Annotated in this window: 24 protein-coding genes; 12 read left to right on the top strand and 12 right to left on the bottom strand. The window is 62.7% G+C overall.

Going from position 1 to position 26119, the window contains the following annotated elements; genetic code table 11:
* Window positions 1-13 precede the first annotated feature (13 nt).
* Entirely contained in the window at window positions 14-433 is a 420-nt protein-coding gene (locus tag ABWY06_RS04695; protein ID WP_353924411.1) for an OsmC family protein, read from the top strand.
* A 136-nt stretch (window positions 434-569) separates the two neighbouring features.
* Window positions 570-1433 (top strand): pirin family protein, encoded by an 864-nt coding sequence (locus ABWY06_RS04690; RefSeq protein ID WP_353924410.1) that lies wholly within the window; start codon window positions 570-572, stop codon window positions 1431-1433.
* 79 nt (window positions 1434-1512) lie between these two features.
* Here ABWY06_RS04690 and htpG read toward each other — a convergent pair whose 3' ends face one another.
* The gene (htpG, locus tag ABWY06_RS04685) at window positions 1513-3417 is read right to left on the bottom strand and encodes a molecular chaperone HtpG (RefSeq protein ID WP_353924409.1); all 1905 of its coding nucleotides are present in this window, start codon (window positions 3415-3417) and stop codon (window positions 1513-1515) included.
* 90 nt (window positions 3418-3507) lie between these two features.
* Complete coding sequence (locus ABWY06_RS04680) at window positions 3508-4752, bottom strand: MFS transporter (RefSeq protein WP_353924408.1); 1245 nt, start codon at window positions 4750-4752, stop codon at window positions 3508-3510.
* 320 nt (window positions 4753-5072) lie between these two features.
* Between ABWY06_RS04680 and ABWY06_RS04675 the strand changes: the two genes are divergently transcribed.
* Both ABWY06_RS04675 and ABWY06_RS04670 read left to right on the top strand, forming a co-directional pair.
* On the top strand, window positions 5073-5330 hold the full coding sequence (locus ABWY06_RS04675; RefSeq protein WP_353924407.1) for a hypothetical protein: 258 nt from the start codon (window positions 5073-5075) through the stop codon (window positions 5328-5330).
* 138 nt (window positions 5331-5468) lie between these two features.
* Window positions 5469-5759, top strand: a complete 291-nt coding sequence (locus ABWY06_RS04670; RefSeq protein ID WP_353924406.1) for a hypothetical protein — start codon at window positions 5469-5471, stop codon at window positions 5757-5759.
* A 48-nt stretch (window positions 5760-5807) separates the two neighbouring features.
* Here the strand turns inward: ABWY06_RS04670 and ABWY06_RS04665 are convergent, their stop codons facing one another.
* From ABWY06_RS04665 to uraH, 4 genes are all read right to left on the bottom strand, one after another.
* Window positions 5808-6200: an MAPEG family protein gene (locus tag ABWY06_RS04665; RefSeq protein ID WP_353924405.1), complete on the bottom strand. Its 393-nt coding sequence runs from the start codon at window positions 6198-6200 to the stop codon at window positions 5808-5810.
* A complete protein-coding gene (locus ABWY06_RS04660) occupies window positions 6197-6931 on the bottom strand; it encodes a DUF599 domain-containing protein (protein WP_353924404.1) in 735 nt (244 codons plus the stop codon). Before ABWY06_RS04660 ends, ABWY06_RS04665 begins: the two co-directional genes overlap by 4 nt.
* 93 nt (window positions 6932-7024) lie before the next feature.
* Window positions 7025-8338, bottom strand: coding sequence for a branched-chain amino acid transport system II carrier protein (brnQ, locus tag ABWY06_RS04655; RefSeq protein ID WP_353924403.1), 1314 nt, complete (start codon window positions 8336-8338; stop codon window positions 7025-7027).
* Between the two features lie 263 nt (window positions 8339-8601).
* On the bottom strand, window positions 8602-8955 hold the full coding sequence (uraH, locus tag ABWY06_RS04650; RefSeq protein ID WP_353924402.1) for a hydroxyisourate hydrolase: 354 nt from the start codon (window positions 8953-8955) through the stop codon (window positions 8602-8604).
* A gap of 407 nt (window positions 8956-9362) precedes the next feature.
* Here uraH and puuE point away from each other — a divergent pair, with 407 nt between their 5' ends.
* The 8 genes from puuE to plzR all read left to right on the top strand — a co-directional run bounded on the left by puuE (window position 9363) and on the right by plzR (window position 16962).
* On the top strand, window positions 9363-10295 hold the full coding sequence (puuE, locus tag ABWY06_RS04645; protein WP_353924401.1) for an allantoinase PuuE: 933 nt from the start codon (window positions 9363-9365) through the stop codon (window positions 10293-10295).
* The gene (uraD, locus tag ABWY06_RS04640; protein WP_353924400.1) at window positions 10292-10807 is read left to right on the top strand and encodes a 2-oxo-4-hydroxy-4-carboxy-5-ureidoimidazoline decarboxylase; all 516 of its coding nucleotides are present in this window, start codon (window positions 10292-10294) and stop codon (window positions 10805-10807) included. The genes puuE and uraD overlap by 4 nt, the downstream gene beginning before the upstream one ends.
* Window positions 10808-10840: 33 nt before the next feature.
* Window positions 10841-11836 (top strand): allantoicase, encoded by a 996-nt coding sequence (gene alc, locus ABWY06_RS04635; RefSeq protein WP_353924399.1) that lies wholly within the window; start codon window positions 10841-10843, stop codon window positions 11834-11836.
* An 83-nt stretch (window positions 11837-11919) separates the two neighbouring features.
* Window positions 11920-12423 carry an ureidoglycolate lyase gene (locus tag ABWY06_RS04630; protein ID WP_353924398.1) on the top strand — a complete coding sequence of 168 codons (504 nt, stop codon included), beginning with the start codon at window positions 11920-11922 and terminating at the stop codon, window positions 12421-12423.
* A gap of 48 nt (window positions 12424-12471) precedes the next feature.
* The gene (locus tag ABWY06_RS04625) at window positions 12472-13794 is read left to right on the top strand and encodes a urate hydroxylase PuuD (RefSeq protein ID WP_353924397.1); all 1323 of its coding nucleotides are present in this window, start codon (window positions 12472-12474) and stop codon (window positions 13792-13794) included.
* A 303-nt stretch (window positions 13795-14097) separates the two neighbouring features.
* The gene (locus ABWY06_RS04620) at window positions 14098-15567 is read left to right on the top strand and encodes a nucleobase:cation symporter-2 family protein (RefSeq protein ID WP_353924396.1); all 1470 of its coding nucleotides are present in this window, start codon (window positions 14098-14100) and stop codon (window positions 15565-15567) included.
* 70 nt (window positions 15568-15637) lie between these two features.
* Window positions 15638-16438, top strand: coding sequence for an outer membrane protein OmpK (locus ABWY06_RS04615; protein ID WP_353924395.1), 801 nt, complete (start codon window positions 15638-15640; stop codon window positions 16436-16438).
* Between the two features lie 224 nt (window positions 16439-16662).
* A complete protein-coding gene (gene plzR, locus ABWY06_RS04610) occupies window positions 16663-16962 on the top strand; it encodes a PlzR type 4 pili assembly inhibitor (protein WP_353924394.1) in 300 nt (99 codons plus the stop codon).
* A gap of 21 nt (window positions 16963-16983) precedes the next feature.
* On the opposite strand, the gene ABWY06_RS04605 is transcribed toward plzR, so the two are convergent.
* The 6 genes from ABWY06_RS04605 to ABWY06_RS04580 form a co-directional block, all read right to left on the bottom strand.
* Complete coding sequence (locus tag ABWY06_RS04605) at window positions 16984-17262, bottom strand: YceK/YidQ family lipoprotein (protein WP_353924393.1); 279 nt, start codon at window positions 17260-17262, stop codon at window positions 16984-16986.
* Between the two features lie 181 nt (window positions 17263-17443).
* The gene (locus ABWY06_RS04600) at window positions 17444-20443 is read right to left on the bottom strand and encodes a bpX6 domain-containing protein (RefSeq protein WP_353924392.1); all 3000 of its coding nucleotides are present in this window, start codon (window positions 20441-20443) and stop codon (window positions 17444-17446) included.
* Complete coding sequence (locus ABWY06_RS04595) at window positions 20436-22265, bottom strand: hypothetical protein (RefSeq protein WP_353924391.1); 1830 nt, start codon at window positions 22263-22265, stop codon at window positions 20436-20438. The genes ABWY06_RS04600 and ABWY06_RS04595 overlap by 8 nt, the downstream gene beginning before the upstream one ends.
* Window positions 22252-22704 (bottom strand): bpX5 domain-containing protein, encoded by a 453-nt coding sequence (locus tag ABWY06_RS04590; protein WP_353924390.1) that lies wholly within the window; start codon window positions 22702-22704, stop codon window positions 22252-22254. Before ABWY06_RS04590 ends, ABWY06_RS04595 begins: the two co-directional genes overlap by 14 nt.
* Window positions 22701-23876 (bottom strand): AAA family ATPase, encoded by a 1176-nt coding sequence (locus ABWY06_RS04585; RefSeq protein WP_353924389.1) that lies wholly within the window; start codon window positions 23874-23876, stop codon window positions 22701-22703. Before ABWY06_RS04585 ends, ABWY06_RS04590 begins: the two co-directional genes overlap by 4 nt.
* A 266-nt stretch (window positions 23877-24142) precedes the next feature.
* On the bottom strand, window positions 24143-25849 hold the full coding sequence (locus ABWY06_RS04580) for a cation:proton antiporter domain-containing protein (protein WP_353924388.1): 1707 nt from the start codon (window positions 25847-25849) through the stop codon (window positions 24143-24145).
* Window positions 25850-26119: the final 270 nt, after the last annotated feature.

Raw genomic sequence — 26119 nt, 5'->3', positions numbered from 1 at the left:
CCAGAGGTCCTCCATGCCCATTTCCATCACCACCGAATCCAGCGACAGCTTTCGCCACCGTATCGAGGTCGACGACCGCCATGAACTGCTCACCGACCTGCCCAAAAGCCTGGGCGGAGAAGATTCGGCGCCCGACCCCCATGATTACTTCGACACGGCGCTGGGTGCCTGCAAGGCCCTGACCCTGATGCACTACGCGCGCGCCCACGACATTCCCCTGACGGGCGTGACGGTCGAGGTCAGCCATGACAGCAGCCAGGAGAAGGACGGCCGTTATGCGATCAGCGTCGAGCTGACCCTCAAGGGCGTCCTCGACGATACGCAACGCGCGACCCTGCGGCGGGTGGCGGACCGCTGCCCGTTGCACCGTCTGATGACCACCAGCGAAGTGACCATCGAAACGCGGCTGGCTCAGGGCGCCTTTAGCCAGTAGGTTTCAGGGCTGACCTGGGGCGACGCACGACGTAAAAATCCGCCCTCGGAGGGTCAACCCGCCCAAGCTGCACCCTGGGTTCAGCCACCCAGGCAAACGCGCTATGCTCGCGTTTTCCTAACGAGCGACCGCGGTGATGTCAGACCTTCCGCTGATCCAGCCCCGCGCCGAAACGGTAGCCGGCCAGCCCATCCTGCGCGCCCTGCCATCCGCACGCGTGCGCAGCATTGGACCCTTCGTCTTTTTCGACCATATGTTGCCGCATAGGTATCCGCCCGGAAGCGGCATGAACGTGCGCCAGCATCCGCACATTGGTCTCTCCACCCTCACCTATCTGTTCGAGGGGCAACTGCAGCACCGCGACAGCCTGGGTTCCGATCAGCAGGTGCTGCCCGGTGACGTCAGCTGGATGACCGCCGGGGCCGCGGTGGCGCATGTCGAGCGTACACCGGACGCCTTGCGAGCCACGGGTTCAGCCGTGCACGGCGTGCAAGTCTGGCTGGCGATGCCCCGTGGCCAGGAACAGTCCGCGCCAAGCTATCGGCATGTTCCCGCCGCGCAGCTGCCCTTCAGCGAGAGCCTCGGCGTGCGGATCACCCTGATCGCCGGTACGGGTTTCTGCCTGGAGTCGCCGGTGCCGGTGCTCTCTGCGACGCTCTACGCCGAGCTGCAGTTGCAAAGCGGTGCGACCTTGCTGATCGACACCGAACACGCCGAGCGGGCGCTCTATGTACTGGATGGTGAACTGGAGCTCGACGGTGTGACCTTGCCGCCACGCACCCTGGCGATCTTGCCCGCCGGCCTGGACTGCCTGTTGAGCGCCCGCGGCGCCGGCCAGGCGATGTTGATCGGCGGCGGTGCCCTGGACGGCCCGCGACGGATGAACTGGAATTTCGTCGCCAGCGACCCGATCCTGATCGAGCAGGCACGGCAACGCTGGGCCCTGGGCGATTGGCCGCGGGTGCCGGGGGAAGACGAGCGGATCGAATTGCCGAACTGAAAAGCGGCTTATGCAGGGCCGCCGAAAAATAAAAAAAAAGGCCCGCGTCTGCGGGCTTTTTTTCAGTCTGGCGGATGCCTCAGGCGGAGAGTTCCACCAGCAGCTTGTTCAAGCGCTGCACATAGGCGGCCGGGTCCTTGAGACTGTCCCCCGCCGCCAGCGCGGCCTGGTCGAAGAGGATGTGCGACAGGTCGGCGAAACGGTCCTCGTCCGGCTCTGCATCCAGTTTCTCGATCAGCGGGTGCGCCGGATTGAATTCGAAGATGGGTTTCGAATCCGGCACTTTCTGCCCGCTGGCTTCCAGGATCTGCCGCATCTGCAAGCCCAGGTCCTGCTCGCCGATGGCCAGAATGGCTGGCGAGTCGGTCAAGCGATGGGAAACCCGCACTTCGGCCACCTGCTCACCCAGCGCGCTTTTCAGCCGTTCGACCAGCCCTTCCTTGGTCTTGGCGATTTCTTCCTGGGCTTTTTTGTCTTCCTCGGAATCCAGTTTGCCCAGGTCCAGGTCACCGCGGGCCACATCCACCAGTTGCTTGCCGTCGAACTCGGTCAGGTAGCTCATCAGCCACTCGTCGATACGATCGGTCAGCAACAGCACTTCGATGCCCTTCTTGCGGAAGACTTCCAGGTGCGGACTGTTTTTCACCTGCGCATGGGACTCGCCGGTGAGGTAATAGATCTTGTCCTGACCCTCCTTGACCCGACCCAGGTAATCCGCCAAGGCTACGCTTTGCTCGCCGCTGGTATCGCTGGTGGAGGAAAACCGCAGCAGGCCGGCGATTTTTTCCTTGTTGGCGAAGTCCTCGGCGGGGCCTTCCTTGATCACCTGGCCGAAGTTTTTCCAGAAACCCTTGTATTGCTCGGGCTCGTTTTTCGCCAGTTTCTCCAGCATGTCCAGCACACGCTTGGTCAGCGCCGACTTCATCGAATCGATGATCGGATCCTTCTGCAGGATCTCACGGGAGACGTTCAGCGACAGGTCGTTGGAGTCCACCACGCCTTTGACGAAGCGCAGATACAGCGGCAGGAACTCGTCGGCCTGGTCCATGACGAACACACGCTGCACGTACAGCTTCAGACCCTTGGGCGCTTCGCGCTGGTACAGGTCAAAGGGCGCGCGGCCAGGCACGTAGAGCAGCGAGGTGTATTCCAGCTTGCCTTCGACCTTGTTGTGGCTCCAGCTCAGCGGGTTTTCGAAATCGTGGGCGACGTGCTTGTAGAACTCCTGGTACTCCTCGTCCTTGACCTCGGTACGCGGGCGGGTCCACAGCGCGCTGGCGCGGTTGACGGTTTCCCACTCCAGTGCCGGCGCGGCTTCACCTTCGGCAGCGGCCTGTTCCTTGGGCAATTCGATCGGCAAGGCAATATGGTCAGAGTACTTCTTGATAATATTGCGCAGGCGCCAGCCATCGGCGAACTCGTCTTCAGCGGCCTTCAGGTGCAGCACAATACGGGTACCGCGTTCGGCTTTTTCAACTGTGGCGACCTCGAAGTCACCCTCGCCCTTGGAGGACCAGTGCACACCCTCGCTGACCGCTGTCCCCGCCCTGCGGCTGAACACTTCCACCTGATCGGCGACGATAAACGCCGAATAGAACCCCACGCCGAACTGACCGATCAGGTGCGAGTCTTTTTTCTGGTCGCCAGACAGGTGTTTCATGAAATCCGCGGTGCCGGACTTAGCGATGGTACCCAGGTGGGTGATTGCGTCCTCGCGGCTCATGCCGATGCCGTTATCCTCGAGGGTAACGGTCTTGGCTTCTTTGTCGAAGCTGACGCGAATGCGCAGGGCGTCCCCGCCTTCGAGCAGCTCGGGTTTGGCCAGGGCTTCAAAACGCAGCTTGTCGGCAGCGTCCGAGGCGTTGGAGATCAACTCCCGCAGAAAAATCTCTTTGTTGGAATACAAGGAATGGATCATGAGGTGCAGCAGTTGCTTCACCTCGGTCTGGAAGCCCAGGGTCTCTTTTTGAGTCTCCACACTCATCGTTTTCTAACTCCACACTGATGGCATAAGCCGCGAATCGCGGCGGATGACCATGAGGTGGGGGCAAGCAACGAGATTTCAAGGTCAGATTCAGGGTTCGAGCAATTCGATGCTTGCGATCTCCTCGGGCCGCAGAACGAAACTCGCCTCGCCCTGCCCGCCCATGTTGCGCCGGATATCGATACGGCCCTCACTGTCGACACCATTGAAACGCCCCTCAACCGTACTGCCGCGCTTGGTCACCAGACGCACCGCCAGACTCTGGTAACGGCTGGGGTTGGTCTGTAAACGCTCCAGGCTGAAACGTTGACGCCGGTCAAGCGGCCGGCTGGGCCGTACCGGCGGCGCCTCGATCGCCGCAGCGCCCGTGGACACGGGGGCCGGCACCGCCGCCAGAGGCGGAAAATGGTCCTCTTGCACCACCCAGCCGCGCAGCTGATGCTTGCTCAACCGCACCGGCAGGCGTTGCACCTGCCCGGCGATCGTCGCTTCCACCTCCAGCTCCAACTGCGTCGCGGGCCAGGCTACGGGGGGCAAGCCCGCCAGCTGCACCTCACGGGTCGTGAAACGCCGCTGCAAATAATCGAGAACGACATGGCTGAGCGTGTCGGTGGAGTCGTAACCGGTATCGACCTTGCCGTCGCGGTAACGCAAACGATCGGTGAACAACTCGACTTTGCCACTCAAGGTGGTGGCGAACTGCGGCGGTAGCACCAAGTGGAAGTCGCCGACCAGCCGATTGGGGGCGACTGGCTGCAGATCCAGGTGCAGGGTGTAACCGTGGTCCAGGCGACGCGCCTCCGGCAGGTCCTGTTCCGGCAACAGCCAGCTGACCTCAACCTCCGGTAGCGTCCCTTTATCCTGTGGCAGGACGTCAAATCGCACCGGGCCCGACCGCGGCGGGTTCAAGCGGATGCTGATTTCGCGGCGCGCGAAAAAATCCTGTCCCTCGCGCAGGATCAGGTTGCCATCGATCAATTCCCCCTGTTGTGGCGAGAAGGGTTGGCCATTGAGTTCGCCGCGCAATTGGATCGCCAGCTGCGGAGGCTCCTGCACCACGGGTTTCAGCCAACTCAGGCTGACGATGGCCTCCAGACGCTGCGCATCCTGGGTCGCCATCAGCGTCAAGCCGACAATTAACGGGATAATACCCAGGGCACTGAGCAACAGGGCCTTGCGCGCGACCCGCCAGTGGCTAAAGACGTAGAGCAGCGTCAGAGGTGGCAGCAGGCTGCCGATCCCCCACAGCAGGCTGGTCCCGAACGCGAGGGTGACCAGCCATACCAGGCCTACCAATACCAGCACCAGCCCGCCGAGGATCAGTAACGCATCCATTGCTTTTTTCCTTATTGTTTTAGCACCTGTGAAAACCGGGTCGAACAACGTACCGCCACAGCGACCAGCGCTGTGCGTTCGCGGGCCGCCGCGCGGCGCCCACGATAATGATCCAGGTCTCGGTATTCTACCGAGGGGTCGATAATTTTTGATCAACACCCGCGAAACCCTGCCAACAAGGGCCCAGATTCAAGCCAATCGACCCGCCGGCAGACAGGCCGCTGCCGCCTGTGGGCGAAACGCACCTATAACCGACTGAACTTTGAAAACCGCTCAAGCTCGAATTTTTGCTGTGTTTATTTCTTACAGGAGAACCCCTCATGCAGAAGTGTCTCGCATATGCCTTGATTCTGACAGCCGGCTTGGGTCTGGCCGCCTGCGACAAAGCCTCCGAAAACAAGGCGGAAGATGCCCGCGAATCCGCCAAGGAAGCCCGCGAATCGATGAATGACGCGGTGGATAAAAGCAACCAGGCGGCGAAGGAAAACGCCGAAGCCGCTCAGGAACGCGCCAAGGAAAATGCCGAGCAAGGTCAAGCGCCAGTCGCTCCGACCACGCCGGCGCCCACCACGCCCTGAACCGGTGCCCGGCCCCGGGGCTGCTAGCAACAAGCCCCGAAGGCCGGTGCAAGCGCGACCTGGCGGAACTTCGCCCAGGGTTTGCGGTTCAAACCGAGCGCAATCCCAGAATTCCCCGTCCTTCCAGGAGCGATTATCGTGTCAAAACCTTTTGCTTATGCAGTGTTGTTGGCCGCCACCCTGGCCCTCGCGGCATGCGAGAAGGAGCCAGAAAGCAAGCTGGAGTCAGCCAAGGAGTCACTGTCCGAAGGCATGGAGTCGGTGGGTGATGCCGGCGAGAAAACCGGCGAAGCCATCGAAAAGAAAACCGATCAGCTGACGGGTCACAAGCCGACCACGGGTGAAAAAATTCAAGACGCTGCCGACGATGCCGCCGATGGGCTGGAAGCCGCTGGCGACGAAGTCAAGGATACGCTCGAAGGCAAATAGTACCGCCGCAAACAAACCCGCCTTGGCGGGTTTTTTGTCGCCCGTCGATCAACGCAGCGCCGGGGTCAGCATCAGCAGCAGGCAACACAACAGGCCGATGATCCACACCAGGCTGCGTTGCCAGTGCAGATCGGCCCAATAACAGAGCAAGTACAGCACCCGCGCGATCACGAAGGTCACCGCCAGCCCGTCCACCAGGTACCCCTGGGTCTGTGTGACGTGCGCCATCAGCACGCCCGCGGCAAACAATGGAAACGCCTCGAAGCTGTTCAGGTGTGCCGCCAAGGCCCGCGCTCCAAAGCCGGTTAATCGGGCCTGCTGAGCCCGCGGATGATGATTGTCGTAGTGGCCATTTTCCGCCTGCATGGCTTTGGCCACTGGGGCCTTGGCCAGGTAGATCAGCAACGCGCTGATAAATACACACCAGAATGGCAGACTCATGCCGCTTGCTCCTTGGGCGACTCAGCCGCCTGCGTGGGGGTATAGACCATGACTTCAAGCACGTCGGAGTGAAACTCCCGACGGTACAACACCAGCACCACTCCGGTGGATACCAGCATGAAAAACCAGGGATTGATAAACCAGGCCAGGGTCGCCATGCCAAAATAGTAGGCCCGCAGACCGAAGTTGAACTGGTTGGCCGCCATGGAAATCACCCGTGCCGCCCGCGCTGCAAAGGCGTTCCGTTCCTGTTCGGTGACGTGCCGCTCTCCCAGCATGGGCGCCGAACCGATCAGCACCGCGGCAAAATTGTATTGGCGCATGCACCAGCTGAAGGTGAAAAAGGCGTAAACGAACACCAGCGCCAACCCGAGCAACTTGATCTCCGACAGTCCCCGGCTGACCGACTGGACCCAGGGGATGTCAGCCAACAGCGACACCGCACGCTCGGAGGCACCGAGCACGGTGAGGATCCCCGCCAGGATGATCAGGGTGCTTGAGGCAAAAAAAGAGGCGTTACGCTCCAGGTTGCCCACCACGTTAGCGTCGGCGATACGGTTTTCCCGCAACAGCATGCGCCGCATCCAGTCCTCGCGGTACAGATGCAGCACGCTCGCCAGGCAGGCCGTCGAACGCCCTTTCCAGGTCGCGTAACGGCTGTAACCGGCCCAGCAGCAAATAAACCAGAAAACCGCCAGCACATTGGACAGGTAGGGTTCGATGACGGACATGCGCACTCCTTGAAAGCTGCGCCGATTATAGCCAGACGCCGCTTTCAGCAGGCCAACAAAAAGCCGCTCGAAGGCGGCATTTTTGTCCGTTTCTCAGGCAGGCTGCAGCTGCGGCCTGCCTTGCAACCGATCCAGCAGGGCCGCCCCGGCCAGGGTGATCAACACTGGCACCAGCCAGCCCAGGCTTTGTGCTGCCAAGGGCAAGTGCGCGAAAAACCCTGGCACCAGCGCCTCGAAACCGGCCGCGCCTATCGCATCGACCAGGCCAAACAGCAAGGCCACGGCCATCACCGGGACAAAGACCCGACGTGGCGACAGCCACAGCCGATCCAGCAGGCACAGACCGACCAGCACGATCGCCAAGGGATAGAGCCCCACCAGTACCGGCACCGACACACTGATCAGTTGGTCCAAACCCTGGTTGGAGACCAGCAGGCTGAACACACCGAACACCAGTACCACGGGGCGATAAGGCAACGAGCACAACTCGCTGAAAAATTCGCCGCAGGCAGCCAGCAGGCCAACAGCCGTGGTCAGGCAGGCCAGGGTGATGACCACGGCCAACAACAGGCCTCCGGCCTTGCCGAAGGTATGGTGCACGTAAGTGGTCAATATCTGCACGCCGTTCAGCGCTTCCCCGGCGATCCCATGGCTGGTCGCGCCCAGGTAGAACAGCGAGAGATAAACCAGCGACAACCCCAGCGCGGCAATCAGGGCCGCCACCACCGAATAGCGGGTGACCAGGCCGGGCTCGCTGATGCCGCGGTCGCGAATCGCCGTGGCGATCACGATACCGAACACCAACGCCCCCAAGGCATCCATGGTCAGGTAACCCTGCAGGAACCCCTGGGCAAAGGGCGCAGCCTGATAAGCGCCGGTGGCGGGGCCGATATCCCCGGCGGGCAGCAGCAGGGCCGCGCCACCCAGCACCAGCAACGCTACCAGTAAGACTGGGGTGATCACCTTGCCGATCCGATCGATCAATTGCCCCGGGTTGAGCGCCAGGTACAGGACCACCGCGAAGTACAGCAGGCTGTAGACCAACAAGGGCGTCCCGCCCGTGCCGGTGAACGGCGCGATGCCCATTTCAAAGGACACCGTGGCCGTGCGCGGCGTGGCGAACAGGGGGCCCACCGTCAGGTAGACCGCCACCGCAAAGGCGCTGCCAGCCAGCCTGCCGAGGGGCGCCGTCAGGCGCGCCATACCGCCGCCAACCCGGGCCAGGGCGATGATGGTCAGCAGCGGCAAGCCGACGCCCGTCACCAGGAAACCCAGCGCGGATATCCATACCTGCTCGCCCGCCGCCATCCCGGCGCCGGGTGGGAAGATGATATTGCCCGCGCCGAGAAACAAGGCGAAGGTCATGAATCCGAGGGCGAACAGGTCCGAAGCTTTCAAGCGTGTCATGTAGGGAGATACCGAACTGGGGGAAGACCCGGCGTTGCGCGGTGCGCAGAACACCCGGGCCGGGTACGACTGAAGGCGCGCACCTTAATGCAATCCGGGTGCTGCGGCGACCAACCCCGTCCGAGGCGTCCAGTCGCTGAACAAGGATGTCGCAATGGCGTAACTCTTGCGCGCCAGATGGGACGAACGAACGGGCAAAAAAAGGCCCGCAGTGTGCACGGGCCGAAAGCTGAAGGAATGGGGGGGCTGCAGGCAGCAGCGCGCTAGCTGCCGCGGTAGGTCGAGTAACTGTAGGGCGAAATCAACAGGGGCACATGGTAGTGCTCCTGGGTCGCATCGATGCCGAACCGCAGCACCACCAGGTCGAGAAAGGCCGGCTCGGGCAGGGACAGGCCCCGGGCCCGGTAATAGTCACCGGCGGCGAACTGCAACTGGTAGACGCCACTTCGATACGTCTCGCCCTGCAACAATGGCTCATCGCAGCGACCATCCTGGTTGGTCGCTACCCGGCTGAGCAACGTCAGGTGCTCACCCTCGACCCGATACAACTCGACCTGGACGGCGCTGCCAGGGCAGCCATGCGCGGCATCCAGTACATGCGTGGTTAAGCGTCCCATAGCGTCTGGGCGCCCGTGCGCAGCAGCACGAACACCGCCTCTCCTCTAGTCTGTGAAAAGAAATACACCGTCCGGCATTCAACACCCGGGCTGGGTGCAGAATAGCAAGTTGAGGTCAAAATAATAGACATTTTCACATTATTTTGTACACAATAATCACCGCAAATTCTTTTGTACGCGTCCTGCCAGCACGCGCTGGGCAATGCGCACCGGGCGAGTGGCAGGCGTCAAACGCAAAATATCTGACCGATCGGACAATTTTTAACCTGGCAGTTGTCGCGGAATACGGATTGCGTTTAGGATTCACAAAACGTCTTATTAATTGTATACAATCGACTCTGCACGACGACCGACCCCGGCACTTAACATGCCCGCGTCGTCGCCGCCCCCCTAGAAGGAACACTGCAGTGAGCGCTGACTACCCACGCGACCTGATCGGCTATGGCAATACCCCGCTGCACCCACACTGGCCTGGGCAGGCCCGCCTGGCAATTTCCTTCGTGCTCAACTACGAAGAAGGGGGCGAACGCAACACCCTGCATGGCGACCCGGAGTCCGAATCCTTCCTGTCGGAAATGGTTTCGGCGCAACCCCTGCCGGATGCACGCAACATGAGCATGGAATCGCTCTACGAATATGGCAGCCGCGCCGGCGTATGGCGGGTGCTCAAGCTGTTTCAGAAGTTCCAGATCCCGCTGACGGTCTTTGCCGTGGCCATGGCCGCACAGCGCCATCCGCAATTGATCAAGGCCATGGTCGCGGCCGGCCACGAGATCTGCAGCCACGGCTACCGCTGGATCGACTATCAGTACATGGACCCGGCCGAGGAGCGTGAGCATATGCTCGAGGCCATCCGCATCCTGACCGAGCTGACCGGGGAACGCCCGTTGGGCTGGTACACCGGCCGCACCAGCCCCAATACCCGGCGGCTGGTGATGGAGGAAGGTGGCTTCCTCTACGACTCGGACACTTATGACGACGATCTGCCCTATTGGGAACCGCGCAACCCGACCGGCAAGCCCCACCTGGTGATTCCCTACACCCTGGACACCAATGACATGCGCTTCAGCCAGGCCCAGGGTTTCAACACCGGCGACGACTTTTATCACTACCTCAAGGACGCCTTCGATGTGCTCTACGAGGAAGGCCTGGACGCCCCGAAAATGCTCTCCATCGGCCTGCACTGCCGGCTGATCGGTCGCCCCGCCCGCCTGGCCGCCCTGCAGCGGTTTATCCAATACGCCCAAGGCCACGATCAGGTCTGGTTCGCCCGACGGGTCGATATCGCCCGCCATTGGCAGACCACCCATCCCTACACGCCCCAGGAGCGCGCCCAATGAGTCGCTTCCGTAGCCTCAGCCCCTCGCAGCTGTCCCGCCAGGCGTTTGTCACGGCCTTTGCCGATATCTATGAACACTCCCCCTGGGTCGCCGAACGCGTGTTCGACCTGGGCCTCGATGCGCGGTGCGACCAGGTCGAGGTGCTGCATCAACGCATGGCTGCCGTCCTGCTGGAAGCCGACGAAGCAGACCAACTGGCGCTGATCAAGGCCCACCCGGACCTGGCCGGCAGGGCCGCCGTGCGCGGCGAACTGACCGAAGCCAGTACTGCGGAGCAGTCCGGTGCCGGCATCAACCAGTGCAGTGCCGAAGAGTTCCAGCGTTTCACCGCGCTCAACGACGCCTACAAAGCCAAGTTCGCCTTCCCCTTCATCATGGCGGTCAAGGGCAGCAATCGGCAGCAGATCCTCGCCGCATTCGAGGAGCGCATCCATCACTCGCCACAGGACGAGTTCAGCCGGGCCCTGGCCGAAATCAACCAGATCGCGCTGTTCCGCCTGCAAAGCCTCTAATCCCGTTCGCCCTCACTCAAGGCAGATATCCCCATGAAAGCGTACGCCGCACCCTTCGAGAAATTCGTCAACCTGGCCGACGCCCGCCTGGGCACTCAAGCCCTGTCGGTCACCGACGACTGGTTCGCCGACGTCAATCGGTTGTTCCAACCGACCCCGGCGGTTTGGAAAGAAGGCGTGTTCGACGATAACGGCAAATGGATGGATGGCTGGGAGTCGCGGCGCAAGCGTTTCGAAGGTTACGACAGCGCGGTCATCCGCCTGGGCGTGGCGGGTTCGATCAAGGGCGTGGACATCGACACCAGCTTCTTCACCGGCAACTTTCCGCCGTCCGCCTCCCTGGAGGCCTGCTTCCTGGCCGAGGGGAATCCCGATGACAGCACCCAATGGACCGAGGTGCTGAGTGCGGTCGAGCTCCAGGGCAACAGCCATCATTACCATGCCATCGACAACACCCAACCCTTCAGCCATCTGCGCTTCAATATTTACCCCGACGGTGGCGTCGCCCGCCTGCGGGTATATGGGGTGCCCTATCGCGACTGGTCCGCCGTCGCCGACAACGAGTCGGTGGACCTCGCCGCCGCCCTGAACGGCGGACGTGCCCTGGCCTGCTCGGACGAACACTTCGGGCGCATGAGCAACATCCTCAACCCTGGCCGCGGCGTGAACATGGGTGACGGCTGGGAAACCGCCCGCCGCCGTACGCCGGGCAACGACTGGGTGATAGTCGCACTGGGGCATGCCGGGGAAATCGAGCGGGTCCTGGTCGACACCCTGCACTTCAAGGGTAACTACCCCGACAGCTGCTCGCTTCAAGGCGCCTTTGTCAAAGGCGGCACCGACAGCCAGATCGAAACCCAGAGCCTGTTCTGGCGCGAACTGCTGCCCAGCCAGAAGCTCTCGATGCACGCCGAACATGAGTTCGTCGAACAGCTCAAGGCGCTGGGGCCCATCACCCATGTCCGCCTGAACGTCTTCCCCGACGGCGGCGTCAGTCGCCTGCGCCTGTTCGGCAAGGTCGCGAAATAACGGCGAAAGCCGACGACACCCACGGCAAGGCGGTCGGCCTTAACGGGGCGGATACGCCCCGTTGTATTGAAGTGAGAACCCTTATGCGCCAATTGATCATCGAGCCGTTGAGCAAAGCCGCATTCGCCCCGTTCGGCGATGTGATCGAAACCGAAGACAGCGACTTCTTCATGATCAACAACGGCTCCACCCGGCGTTACCACCGCCTGGCCTGCGTCCAGACCGCGCAGCCGGAGGATCAGGCGATCATCAGCATTTTCAGCGCCGAGGCGCTGCCGATGCCGTTGACCGTGCGTATGCTGGAACGCCATCCGCTGGGCAGCCAGGCCTTCGTGCCGCTGCTTGGCCACCCCTTTCTGGTCGTGGTCGCGCCACTTGGCGATGCACCCGAGCCGGAGTTCGTCCGCGCCTTCCGCAGCAACGGCAGGCAGGGCGTCAATTACCATCGCGGCGTCTGGCACCACCCGGTGCTGACGATCGAAAAGCGGGATGACTTCCTGGTGGTTGATCGCAGCGGCCCCGGCCACAACTGCGATGAGCATTTTTTCGACGAGGCGCAGTACCTGCTCCTCGACCCCCACCAATAAGAGAAGACCGACGGCTGCCGTTGCGGCCGCGGGCAAGAGGTACATATCGTGGAAGCACACCTGATTGAATGGCTGAACCTGAGCATCCGCTGGGTTCATATGATCACCGGAATCGCCTGGATCGGCGCCTCGTTTTATTTCGTCTGGCTGGAAAACAACCTCAACCGCAGCAACCCGCGCGACGGGCTGGCAGGCGACCTGTGGGCCATCCACGGCGGCGGCATCTATCACCTGGAAAAGTACAAGCTGGCCCCCCCGAAAATGCCGGACAACCTGCACTGGTTCAAATGGGAGGCGTACTTCACCTGGCTCTCGGGAGTCGCCCTGCTCTGCGTGGTGTTCTACCTCAAGCCGGCGCTCTACCTGGTCGCGCCGGGCAGCGATCTGGACCCGGGCGCGGCGGTAGCGATCGGCATCGCGACGCTGATCGGCGGCTGGTTCGTCTATGACTTCCTTTGCGATTCGCCCCTGGGCAAGCGACCCGCCGTGCTCGGCCTGGTGCTGTTTATCCTACTGGTTGCCGCCGCTTACGGCCTGAGCCAAGTGTTCAGCGGCCGCGGCGCCTACATCCACGTCGGCGCCATTATCGGCACCATCATGGTCGGCAACGTGTTTCGCACCATCATGCCGGCCCAACGTGCCCTGGTGAAGGCCATCGAGGAAAACCGCACACCGGACCCGGCCTTGCCGGCCAAGGGCCTGCTGCGTTCGCGCCACAACAACTACTTTACCCTGCCCGTGCTGTTTATCATGATCAGCAACCACTTCCCCAGCACCTATGGCAGCCAGTACAACTGGCTGATCCTGGCGTTGATCGCGGTACTGGCGGTGCTGGTCCGCCACTATTTCAACACCCGTCACAACAGCAACAGCTTCGCCTGGACCCTGCCGGCCGCCGCGCTGGGCATGATCTGCCTGGCTTTCATCACCTCACCCAGTTACAAGGCCAGCGGCGCCCCAACCGCTTCGGTGGCCCCGACACCGGCGATGGCGAGCCAGCCGGCGGCTGCCACGCCAGTAGCGGCCGTCCCTGCCACGCCGGCAAACCCCGCGCCCAGCCCTGGCGCACCGATTGCCCAAACTGCTCCTGCACCCGCTGCAGGTGGCTCGGCGGACTTCAACCAAGTCAATCGGGTTATCCAGGAACGTTGTGCCGTCTGTCACGCGGCTAAACCGAGCAGCCCCATGTTCAGTGCCGCCCCTGGCGGCGTGATGTTCGATACGCCCCAGCAGATCCAGTTGCTGGCGGCCCAGATCCAGGCACAGGCGGTGACCTCGCAAGTGATGCCCTTGGGCAATATCACCCAGATGACCCAGGCCGAACGGGACCTGATTGGCGCCTGGATCGGCGCCGGAGCACCCGTGAACTGACTGTCGCCTCTCCTCCTGGCACCAAGTGGAGCCCGCCCGATGGCGGGCTTTTTATTGCCTGTCGCTGCGCCCGCCCTCTTGCGACGGAGCAGGCCCGACAGCCCTCGCGACGGGACTCGCACAGCGGGAAACAACCTCTTCTTTTTTTGTACACAATTTATAAAATATTTGTTATCTATATTGTTCACAATTGCTATAGTCGACAGCGCTGACGTACGGCCCACTACGCCGGAATCAGCAGCGGAGGTGGCAACGTCACCCCAACAAGCCCATGACCGAACAAAAACAATTGGCAGGCTATCCATGACCCTCCCCACCCGTTCAACCGGTACTCGCGGTTCCGATCTGATCTACGGTCTCGAAGACCGCCCGCATTTCAGCGCGGCACTCTTTGCCGCGTTGCAGCACGTGCTGGCGAGTTTCGTCGGCATCATCACCCCGACGCTGATCGTTGGCAGCACCCTGGGGCTCCAGCAGGAAATACCCTATCTGATCAGCATGGCGCTATTCGTCTCGGGCCTGGGCACCTTTATCCAGGCCCGGCGCTTCGGTCCGATAGGTTCCGGCCTGCTGTGCCTGCAAGGCACCAGCTTTGCCTTTCTCAGCGTGATTCTCAGCGCTGGCTTTATGGTCAAGAACCGCGGTGGCGGCACCGACGAGATTCTCTCGACCATTTTTGGCGTGTGCTTTTTCGCCGCCTTCGTCGAGGTGATCTTCAGCCAGTTCATCGGCAAGCTGCGCAAGCTGATCACCCCGGTGGTCACCGGCACCATCATCACCCTGATGGGCCTGTCGCTGATCAAGGTGGCAGTCACCGACATGGCCGGCGGTTTTGGCGCGGCTGACCTGGGTTCGTTGAGTAACCTCGGCCTGGCGGCGCTGGTGCTCGGCAGCATCGTGCTGCTCAACCGCTTCGACGTGCCGCTGCTGCGCCTGAGCGCGATTATCGTCAGCCTGCTGCTGGGCTTCGCCGTAGCCTGGTACCTGGGCAAGGTGGATTTCGCCGCCATGCCGCAGGTGCCGGCCTTCAGCGTACCGGTACCGTTCAAGTACGGATTCTCCTTCGACCTGCTGGCCTTTATCCCGATCGCGGTGATTTTCCTGATCACCCCCCTGGAAGCCGCCGGCGACCTGACGGCCAACTCGATGATCTCCCAGCAGCCGGTCAAGGGACCGCTGTACCTGCGCAGAATCAAGTCCGGGCTGTTGGCCGACGGCTTGAATTCGGCCCTGGCGGCCGTGTTCAACAGCCTGCCCATGGTGACCTTTGCCCAGAACAACGGGGTGATCCAGCTGACCGGGGTCGCCAGCCGCTATGTCGCCTATTTCATTGCCGGTTTGCTGGTGTTGCTCGGGCTGTTTCCGGTGATTGGCGCGCTGCTGCAGCTGATGCCCAAGCCAGTGCTCGGCGGTGCCACGCTGATCATGTTCGGCACCGTGGCCGTGGCGGGCATCAAGATCCTTTCCGAGGCCGGATTGCACCGGCGCAACATGTTGATCGTGGCCATTTCCCTGGGCCTGGGCCTAGGCGTGGCGGCCGTGCCGGAGGTGCTGCGCGAACTGCCCGAAGCCCTGCATAACATCTTCGAGTCGCCCATCACGGTCGGCGCCTTCTGCGCCATCCTGCTTAACCTGTTTCTGCCCGAGGAACACCTCGAGGAAGAACAGGCTTTCGACCCGGAAGCCAGCATGCTGCAGGTCCTGCAAAACCCCAGCGACGACGAACACCCGGGCGCACCGAACGAACGCCTCGCCCCCGGCCTGCCTCGCTGACGCCACCCCGGGCGCCGCATGCGGCGCCCGGTCGTCCTTGTCCGTAATCCCTCGCCACCAGGAGACTTCCATGTCCTGCACACCCCTGCACGCCTGCCTAACCCTGTGCACCGGCCTGTTCGCCGCCAGCCATAGCCTGGCCGGCGATCTGCTGCACTGGCAGAACAACAGCCTGACTTACCTCTACGGCCAGAACTTCAAGATCGACCCCGCCATCCAGCAGACCGTCACCTTCGAACATGCCAACGGCTGGAAATACGGCGATACCTTCCTGTTTCTCGACTCGATCCATTTCAACGGCGACGTCCAGGACGACAGCAGTTTCTACGGTGAACTGTCGCCACGCCTGTCGTTCGGCAAGCTGCTGGCGCGCAAGCTCGAACTCGGACCGATCAAGGACCTGCTCCTGGCCACGACCTATGAGTTCGGCGAAGGTGACGTCGAGTCCTACCTGATCGGCCCCGGTTTCGACCTGGCCATTCCGGGCTTCGACTTTTTCCAGGTGAACCTGTACCACCGGCAAACCGATGGCGACCGTCCTGGGGACAACGTCTGGCAGATCACGCCGGCCTGGAGCTACACCCTGCCAGTCGGCCGTTCCGATCTGGTGATCGACGGCTTTATGGACTGGGTGGTGGACAACGACAGCAATGCCCGGGGCGATTACCACGCCAACCTGCACTTCAATCCCCAGATCAAGTACGACCTCGGCAAAGCGCTGAGCTGGGGCGAAAAGCAACTGTATGTCGGTCTGGAATACGACTACTGGAAAGACAAGTACGCCATCGATAACAGCAGTTTCCTCGGCGACGTGATCCTCGATGGCACCGACCAGAACACCGCCAGCCTGTTGCTCAAGGTGCATTTCTAGCTCACCCCGCCTTGGGCACCTGCAATCGGTTCCGGCACCCGGCCGCTACAGGTGCCGGGGCCAGACCGTCTCGGACGGCGCTCCGTGCAAGCTGGCTACGCGATGCCGACATTGAGCTAGGCTGGGTTTAGTCTGCCGGTCAACGGAGCCGATCCCGCTCCCGCGACTCTGAAGCCCGAACCCACGGGCTTGGCTGTAACGAGCATTGCTCCAAGGAGTATCGAATGGACGCAAAAAACCTGGACATCACCAAGCTGACCCAACTGCTTAGCCTCAGTACCCGCAGCCTGACCCACCTGACTGCTGCCATGGCCGCCATGGCCTTCGAAATGATGCGCAGCGAAGATCGGGCGACCAAAGCCGCCGGTCAACGCATGATCGATCACCTGAGCTCGATCGGCGCGGAGCTCGACCAGCAATGGCAAATACTCGGCGAGCTACCGGGCGCGCCCCTGCAGCGCGACAGTAGCGAGCCGCTGGAAGAGATCGACCTGAAAGCGGCCCCGTCCATGTGCGAAAGCTGAGCATAACCTCCACAACAGGCCCTAGGGCCTCTGCTCTGCGGTCGCATCCCGATACAGGGTATACGGCAGGATCAGGGTGTCGGCCACCAGGCTGAACGGCAGGTCGATCAGCGCGATTGGCCAGAGCGCGCGCAAAACTCCGGCGTCCTGATCGGTCGCAGCTGAAATCAGCAAGGCATCCACCTGGGTCCCGCAGTACGCCAGGCGACCTGGGCAGCGAGGCGGATCGCTGAAGGTTTCCGCCACCGTCGAACAGCCCGAGAGCAAGCCTGCCACTACCACCCAACCGTACGGACGCATGAGATTCCCTGAGTACTGGACAAGCCGGTGCGGATTGACCCGGTGACAGGATCCCCAGAAATCGCGCGGGATCCCAGGTTTCCATGAAACGCTGATGATGAGGCGTGCCCGCTCAGGGCCCGCGTGCCGATGCCAGCCCCGCGTACGGGCCGGTTCCAGCCCAGGGTGCGCGCGAGGCGATTCAAAGCAGCGCCAGGGACAAGGTCCGACATGTACCGAGGTCGACTCTGAACAAGCGGCCCTCGGCATCAAAGGCCACCAACTGCTCGTCGACGATTCGCAGTGTCCCGTTCGTCCATGATGGCCAGTTCAGGCACGCACGGGGCGCACCGCCGACGCGGTCGCCTGAAAAAAATTGCCACTGCATGGCACGGTCTGCTTGCGGCACTCCAAGCAAGACCCAACCGTGCTCGAAGCGCACCTCGAGCTGCGATCGCTGTTGGAGGTCCAGCGCAGGTAGTGGGAGTACGCCGGCGCAGTGATCAGCCCTCCCCAGCTGCAGGCTCAAGGCTCCTGTACCATCCTCCTTCAGCTCGATCTCGATCAGCTGGCCACTGGGGCCGAACAGCAGCGGCTGATCGCCAGGCGTCAGCGGCGTACGCGACGCGAGACGACGCTGAGGCAGGACATACGTCCACAGCTCCAGAGCGTCTTTGCCAGCTCCGATCAACCAGAGCTCCTTCTGCTTCATACGCTTGTAACCCAGCACCGGCCCCGGCAGATCACTGACATGCCAAGTGCTGGCGAAGGCCTTATCGACATCGACAACCCTTATCTGGTTGCCACTGGCGATCACCCAGTGGGTGCCATCGAACATCTGTTCATGGAAGTCCAGGACAAGCACGCCGAGGTCACGAACCGTGCGGCTCACCAGGTCGAGTTTGCTGACGCGCCATACCTGGTCGCGCCGAGCGAGGGCCAGGGCGGTCAGGCCGCTATGGGCGATCACGATTCGATAGGCCGGTACGGCGAAGCGGAACAGACTATTGCCGTCACGGCCGACGATCAAAGCGCCCCCCTCGCCCAGTGCCAACAAGCTGCGGTCGTCGTGCAAGGGTACGGCGTCCAGGATGGCCTGGCGACCGGCCTCAGGGGCGTACCACTGCGCAGTCTCCCGCCTGTCGGCCAGGGACATTAGCGGTTTGCTGGATAATTTCTTCGGCAGATCGGCCTGCAGCAATGGATCACGGCTCAGGGCAATCAGGTTTTGCAGCTGGTGATTCTCCAACGGCGCGCGCAGGCTGGCATGGTCTTCGAGAGCCGGACCTATCACCACCCGTGCCAACCGCGCGAAGGCCTCGAGCTGATCCTGGGATTTCTTCTGAGTCTGCTTGTACACCGTACAAAGGCCGTGAATGAGTGCGGCACGCTCAGGATAGCATTGCGGATCGTCACGCAGCCGGGTCAGGTAGTCGGCATAGGCTTGCAAGGTATCCGGCAACAACAGCGCGCGCTTGACCAATGCTCGCCCGGACAGGGTGCCGCCCGCGCTTTCCGCCTGGCGCAACCAGTGACAGGCGCGCTCGCGCTCCTGCGTCAGGCTCCAGATCGCCTCCACCGCCTCCAGCCATTCCCCGCGGGCACCAAGCATCTCGGCCCACTCCAGGCGCAAGCGGTTTGCTACGTCCGGCCATTTGTCCTGCAGCATCGGTATGGCGTCGGCAAAGGCATTGTCGCGCCGGGCTACCTGAAGCGCCCGCTGCCAATCATCGGCCAAACAGTGCAAGCGCACGATGGTGGCGGGCGAGCTGTCCCAAAACAGGGCCAGGGCAGCCGCTTGCTGGAAGCGCTGGTGCTTTTCCAGATAGTCCAGAGCTTCCTGGCGGGCGTTGAGCAGTTCAGCAAGAACGAACACCGCTTCATCGACACGTCCGGCGCCATCGAGCTTCTCGAAATGCCTGCGGTACACCGTACGCAAGTACCGTTCGAAATCGCCACCGAAATCCATGCTCGCCGCTGCGCCACGGGGTTGTCCCACTCTCAGGCTACCTCGCGGCCTGGGCGTGCCGAAGGACTGGCCAAGGCTACCCAAGTCGCCCCCCAAGGGAATGGCATGGCGCAGTGCTTCTTCGATATCGCCTTTCTCGAACATCGCCAACACACGCCGCATATAGACGGCCTGGCGCCAACCCAGTGCCTTGTTCAGTCGGGTAAGCGTAGCCAGCGAGGCCAACCGGCTGCGCCAGGCTTGTAGCGTGACAGGCGACGCGCGCGGCTGGAGCCGGGTGGCGGGGGCGGCCTCCATTGCGCGACGCCTCGAGGGCCTCGCCGAGGTCCAGCCTGCCGCTTCAGGCGTCCCGCCCCGGCGAATCAACCAGCAGATAACGAGGACGAGGGTCAGGCCGATCGCCCCCATCGCTATCATCGACCCCGGCAGCAGCCCCGACACCGCCGGGGACTTCATCCCTGAAACGCCGGGGTCGCCGGTCACAGGCGTTGTGGCAACCTTCGTCCCCCCCTGCTGCGCCATCACCAGAGGACTGGTGTCAGGTACGGGCCCAGTACGGATCAGGTGAATAAGGGTAAAGGTGGTCACCACCATGACCAGGCTGTAAAAAGCCAGGTAAGCGATGACTTTACCGATTGAACTCCCGGGCTGATTTACCGCGAGTGCCTTGCGGGTCAGGCCCTGTCGGCGCAGCCGCAACGCCCGCAGCATCTCATCGCGTGCAGGGCTGGCCGGCGCGACGGCATCACCGAGCGCGTCGCGAATATCACGCAGTGTCGGCGCGGGCTCGTGAATCGGTGCTGGCACGACTTCGCTGCAATCGTAGGTATCGAGCAAGCTGTAGTCATCTATGTGGAGCCACGCCTGCAACTCGAGTGGGATCGCCTGTGCCAGGTGCCGGGCGGCGACCTGACCACCGCGTACCAGCCAGACGTCCGCCGGGGCCAACGCCCCTCGCTCATGATCCTCAAGTACGGCCGAGCACAGGTTGCTGCCCACCCGCAGCAACGGCCAGGCGCTCAGGCGCTCGCAATCCAGTTGGCGAGCGTTGGCGAACTGCAACAGATCGCCATCATCAAAACGATGGGCCTGGCAGCCGGCCTCCCAGTAGGCCAGCATGCAGCCAATGCGCTCGGCGGCGCTAAAACGCTCGGCGGGGAACCAGAGCCCGGCGACGTACTGACGCCCCCTGAGCAGGGGGCGGCGAATGAGCGCGCTGGTGGGTTCACTCATTCTGGGCCTCCTTGCCAGCGGCTTGGGTACAGTGCAGATGCAAGCGTGCCCCGCGTTGCTCAAGCGAATAAACGATCAGTTCGCGGGTTTCGGTCAGTATCACCACCTGCCCTGACGAGGGGCAGACACTGACTTTGGCCGCCGGCGCCGGCGCCGTATAAACCAGTTCGTTGTTGCCATCGAGGAACAGGCTGACGCTCTGTCGATTGGCGCCCAACAACACAAAAAACGCCTGGTCGCTCTCCTGGGGACGGTACAAGCCGATGACGCGCCAATTTTCCGGCACATGCACTTCGTGATAGGGCTGCCGCGCCGCTAGGTACAGTTGCCAAATCTGCTGCGAAGCGCCGGTCTGGCTAACCGCCAGTGCGCCAAAATTCGTGTTCCACAGCGAACCACCGCCGAACAGCACCCGGCTGCCTTGCGGTGCCGCACCCAGCGCCAAGGTCGTGCCACTCTTGCCACTGGGGCAGGCCATCCGTAATTGCAGCTGTCCGTTGTCGCGACGCAGGTAGATCAGGTCCCGGCCATTGGGCAAGGCAGCGAAGCCAAGCACTTGGTCGTCCAGCAAATGCGTCGCCCCCACCGCCAACGCCTGAGATGGCGGGGTATTAGGTATCCAGCACACCAGCCGACCTTCGCTGTCCAGGGCATAAAACCGAGCGCTCTTGCCTTCCTGCAACCAGGCACTGGGCAGCAAGCGGCCGGTACCGGCGGGAGCCAGCAGGGCTTCGCGCGGGGGGCGCGGAGTGGTCACCAGCCCTCGAAGCTGCCAGAAAAACAGCTTGTCACCACTGCCGATCATCGCGCCCAACACTTGACCGGCGAAGGTAATTGCCAGGGGCTGCTGGTAACCGCTCCACTGGGTGGTATGCATTTTGGGTGGGGCGTTTCGCCGAGACAGGGAGGGCAACTGGATCACCAGTGCGCCATGTTTGTCCAGCAAGGGCACGGCGATGCGCGAACCGTTACAGGACAACACTGGCGCGATGGTCAGGGCAACCCGCTCGGTAGCGCGTTGGTTGGTCGGCTGGGGCCCCTCGGCCTTGAAGTGCCCGTTCAGCAGGTCGGTAGCCGCTTGTGGGGTCGGCAAAGGCAGAAGCAGCCGGTAGCTGCCGAGGCGCTGACGGGTTTCAACCTGCAGATGAGTGCCGTCCAACCCGGGCGTCACTGCCATGCTGTGACTGCAACCCAGGGGCTGAGCCATTTCGACCGGCAGGTGCTGGCCAATCACCCAACATTCATCGGGGATTTGCGCCAACTCATCCATGCGCAGGGCCCAGTCGCGGCAATGGTCGGGATCGACGAGGTCGAAGGTCCGGGCATTGAGCAGCCACTTCAGCTGCACTGCCGACTCGACGGATTGCGGTGCGGCCGGACGCTGCAAAACGCCCCAGAGCAGTTCACCACCCGCTTGCCGAGCGCGACGTGCCAGAAGAATCAGCATCGCCAGATGAACCAGGCGCGGCGCGCCGAGTTGCCGAGGACCTGCATCGAACAGGGCTACGATCAGGCGGTTGGCCTGTCGAGCCCGCTGTTGCGGGGCCAGGAACAGATGTTCGCCGCCCGCAGCGCGGCGCAGAAATTCGTCGGGCAGTTCGTCGGCCAGTAACCATTCGCTGCTCAGCAGGCGCTCATAAGGCCCGCGTCGCTGCAAGTCGCCCAGCCCCTCGGGCTCCGGCTGCCCACCGGACTGCCGCTCGCGCATGGGTCCAAGCAGGGTGTTGAGGCGGCCAAGCAAATCGCCCAGCGCGGAGGCCCGCTCCGGGGCGAACCACTCCAGCCATTCACTCCAGGGCTGCAGCGAGTCAGGCAGTTGCATGGCGGCACCCCGTCCACTGCGCATGGATACGGGTCAGCAGTTCAGGGCTCAGCGGCAATTGGCGATCGAGCGGAATACAGGTGGCAGGACGATGCCAGAGCAGCAGCGGAAGACGCGCGTAGCGTTCGCTGAACGCGCGGGCCAGCAGGTCGACCGGTACGTTCGGCTGCCAACGGGTCGGCATCCAAAGCGCCGGGGCCTGCGGGCAGGGTGCCGCATAGTCGATCCCCTGGACCCAGGGCAACAGGCAGGCGTCGCCCAGTACAACCAACACATCGCGATTGGCCGTGGCCTGCAATCGCGCCTGTTCCTCGCCGCTCATCTGCGCCAAGCGGTTCAGCAGGCGTGGCGCGGCATCGCCCCAGGCGACCGCGGCCGCGGGTTCCCTACCGGGCGCGCGGGGCTGCCAGCCCCAGTCAATCAACGCCGCCGAAGTCATGCTGGCGAGAGCAGCTGAGCCATCAGGCGCAGGCGCACGGCGTCCAGCGCGGGCGGGATATTGTCCCTGGAAAAATTGGCGTCGAGTTCACGCAGCAAGGCCTCCATCTCCAGGCGGCGCTCTGCACTGTCACCGCCCAGACAATTGCGTGCGGCCTCCAGCAAGCGGCTGACACGGGACAAGGGCTGCTGGGAAGCCTCTTCAACGACACTGAACAGGTTGTTGTTGCAGGCCTTGGCAAACAGCTCGCGCAGCAACTCGCGCCCCTGTTGCTGGGCTTCGCGGGTTGGCAACACGTAGAGCAGCGGCCATAGGTCCGCTTCGCCGGCCTCGGTTCGTCCCCCCAGCAGCGCGGCGGCGGCGATCAAGCGCTGCGCCTTGACAATACGCCGATCGGACAACGACACACCCGCCTGGCGCAGGGTGCGGATGGCATTGGCCAATGCGGGCCTGGCGTGGGACAGGTCGACGGATTTCAGCGCCTGGCTGAGGGTATCCAGGTGTTCCAGGTCAAGGTGCTGGACGATGGACCGCTGCTCCGAGTGCCAGCCGCCGCTGAGCATGGCTTCCAATTGGTGATCCGGCACCGGATCAACGAACAGGTGAAGCAGAAAACGGTCGGCGAAGGCCGCCAAGGCTTCATCTTCCGGTAGACCGTTCGCCGCCCCGACACAGACTCGCAAGGGGCATTCGATCTGGGTATGGCCGCGGCGGAAACGGCGCTCGTTAAGCACCCCCAGCAAGCTATTGAGGATGGCGGTGGAACCGAGGAACACCTCGTCGAGGAAAGCGATGTCAGCTTCCGGAAGCATACCGCTGACGTCGGTTTCAACCCTGCCCTCACGCAGCTTGCGCAGGTCCACCGGACCGAACAATTCAGAGGGCTCGGTAAACCGACCCAGTAGGTATTCAAAATAACGGCCGCCCATGGACTGGGCGACCCGGCGTACCACGGCGCTTTTCGCAGTTCCCGGTGGGCCAATGACGAGCAGGTGTTCTTGAGCCACTGCGGCGAGCATAATCAGTTCGGCCAACTGTTCACGCCCAATAAGACCGACAGTTGCGAAACGAACGCCATCGCGGATTTTCTCCGCAGCGTGGGAAATGGAGATGCTCAAGAGATCGCTTACCCTGGATAAAAGCGCGGATAATGCCGGAAAAATCCAAGGCATCAAAGCGCCATCTCTGCTCCTGAATGCGCGTCATCGAAACCAACCCTCGCCGGCTATCGACTCAGTGATCGCTTGGTGAGAGGTGAATCGCATCCAGCAGGTAGTCGATACACCAGCCGAGATGCAGGCGAGGCCGGGCAACGCTGCGTACCCCTGCCGCGAAAGCGTCCCGGGTGTGCACGGTTATTTGAGGCTTCCCCCACTTTGGCCTCGCGCGCCATGCAGCGCGCGGTTCCTCCCGCACTTGGCGACAGCCGCCCGATCATTTACGCCACCGATTCCTGCGGGGCGAACTTGGAGAGGATATGGCTTTTCATGCCGCGGGCCAGCTCCTCCTCGTCGAAGAACACCTCGCCCAGCTGCTGCTTGCGGAAGATCTCCGCCGCGTCGGCGCTGTGGGTCCGGATCACCACGTCGATGCCGGGGTTGAGCGCCCGCGCGGTTTCCACCATGCGCTGTACGTTCAGCGGGTCGGGCGTGGCGATCACCAGCATCGCCGCGGTGGCGATATGGGCCTGAATGAGGGTACCGGCCTCGGCCGAATCGCCACTGACCGCCGCCAGACCCTGGCCGCGAATCTGCTCCACCCGTTCGCGTTTCTGCTCGATCACCACGAAGGGAATATTGCACTCGCCCAGGGTGGCGGTGATGCGCCGCCCCACCCGGCCATAGCCGACCACCACCACCTGGCCGCTGAGGTAGCGGTGCTCGGTGCTGAGGGGCAGCACCGCCAGCGGATCCTCGCGGTGCTCCAGCGTGCGGGCCAGCGCCGAACGGCGCAGGGCCAGGTCCTTGAGCGGTTGAACCAGGCCGAACAGCGCCGGGTTCAGGGCAATGGAAATCAGTGCTCCGGCCATCACCAGGCTCATGCCTTCCTGAGGCATCAGCCCCAGGCTCAAGCCCAGGCCGGCGAGAATAAAGGAGAACTCGCCGATCTGCGCCAGGCTGGCGGCCACGGTCAGCGCCGTGTTCAGCGGGTAGCGCAAGGCCAATACCAGGGCCGCGGCCGCCAGGGTCTTGCCGACCACGATGATCGCCACCACCGCGAGCACATGCAGCGGTTCCTCGATCAGCACCAACGGGTCGAAGAGCATGCCCACCGAGACGAAAAACAGCACCGCAAAGGCATCGCGCAAGGGCAACGACTCTTCGGCGGCACGATGGCTGAGCTCCGATTCACGCATCACCATGCCGGCGAAAAAAGCACCCAGGGCAAAGGACACCTGGAACAGTGCCGCGGCACCGTAAGCGATGCCGATGGCCGTGGCGATCACCGCCAGGGTAAACAGCTCCCGCGAGCCAGTCTTGGCCACCTGCAAGAGCAACCAGGGCAACACACGCCGCCCGGCCACCAGCATCAGGGTGATAAACAATGTCACCAGCAGCAGTGTCTTGCCCAGGGTGTACCAGAGCGGATCGGCCGAAGCCCCTGCCACCGGTGTTCCCCCCAGCACCCCCGCCAGCGGCGGCAGCAGCACCAGTACCAATACGGTCACCAGGTCCTCCACCACCAGCCAGCCGACGGCGATGCGCCCATTCATCGAATCGAGGATGCCCCGCGCCTCCAGGGCCTTGAGCAGAACCACGGTGCTGGCACAGGACAACGACAACCCGAAGATCAACCCGGCGCCAAAACTCCAGCCCCACCAATGGGCGAAACCCATGCCCAGCAGCGTTGCCAGGCCCATCTGCACCACCGCGCCGGGCAAGGCGATCTTCTTTACCGAAAGCAGGTCGTCCAGGGAAAAATGCAGGCCGACGCCAAACATCAGCAGCATCACGCCGATCTCCGACAGCTGCGAGGCCAGGTGCTGGTCGGCGACGAATCCCGGGGTGGCCGGGCCGATCAGGATGCCCGCCACCAGGTAACCCAGCAACGCCGGGAGCTTCATCTTCTCGGCCAGGAAACCGAAGATAAGCGCCAGGCCGAACCCGGCGGCCAGGGTAGTGATCAGGGGTATTCCATGGTCCATGGTCTGTCGATCCTGTGCGAGTGGATAAATGCCAGTGGCCAGCTACTAATGGACCTCAAAAGATAATCCGGACGCTCCGATGATAGAGACAGAAGCTGCGGAACCGCGTCCCGCTGAAACCCTTTGACACCATTTGCTCACTCGCCAGTGCCACTCCCTCATTCAACTGAACCGGTAGCCAACCCGTTTTTAATAGCTTTATTGAATAATAAAATCACTACTTAGATCAATTGAAATATAATTTCAAAATATTCCGCCGCTGCTAACTGC

It is taken from the genome of Pseudomonas sp. (assembly GCF_040514055.1).
Lineage (GTDB): Bacteria > Pseudomonadota > Gammaproteobacteria > Pseudomonadales > Pseudomonadaceae > Aquipseudomonas.
The sequence above is the reverse complement of the archived record's forward strand: the minus strand, read 5'-3'. Positions and strand labels throughout refer to the sequence as shown.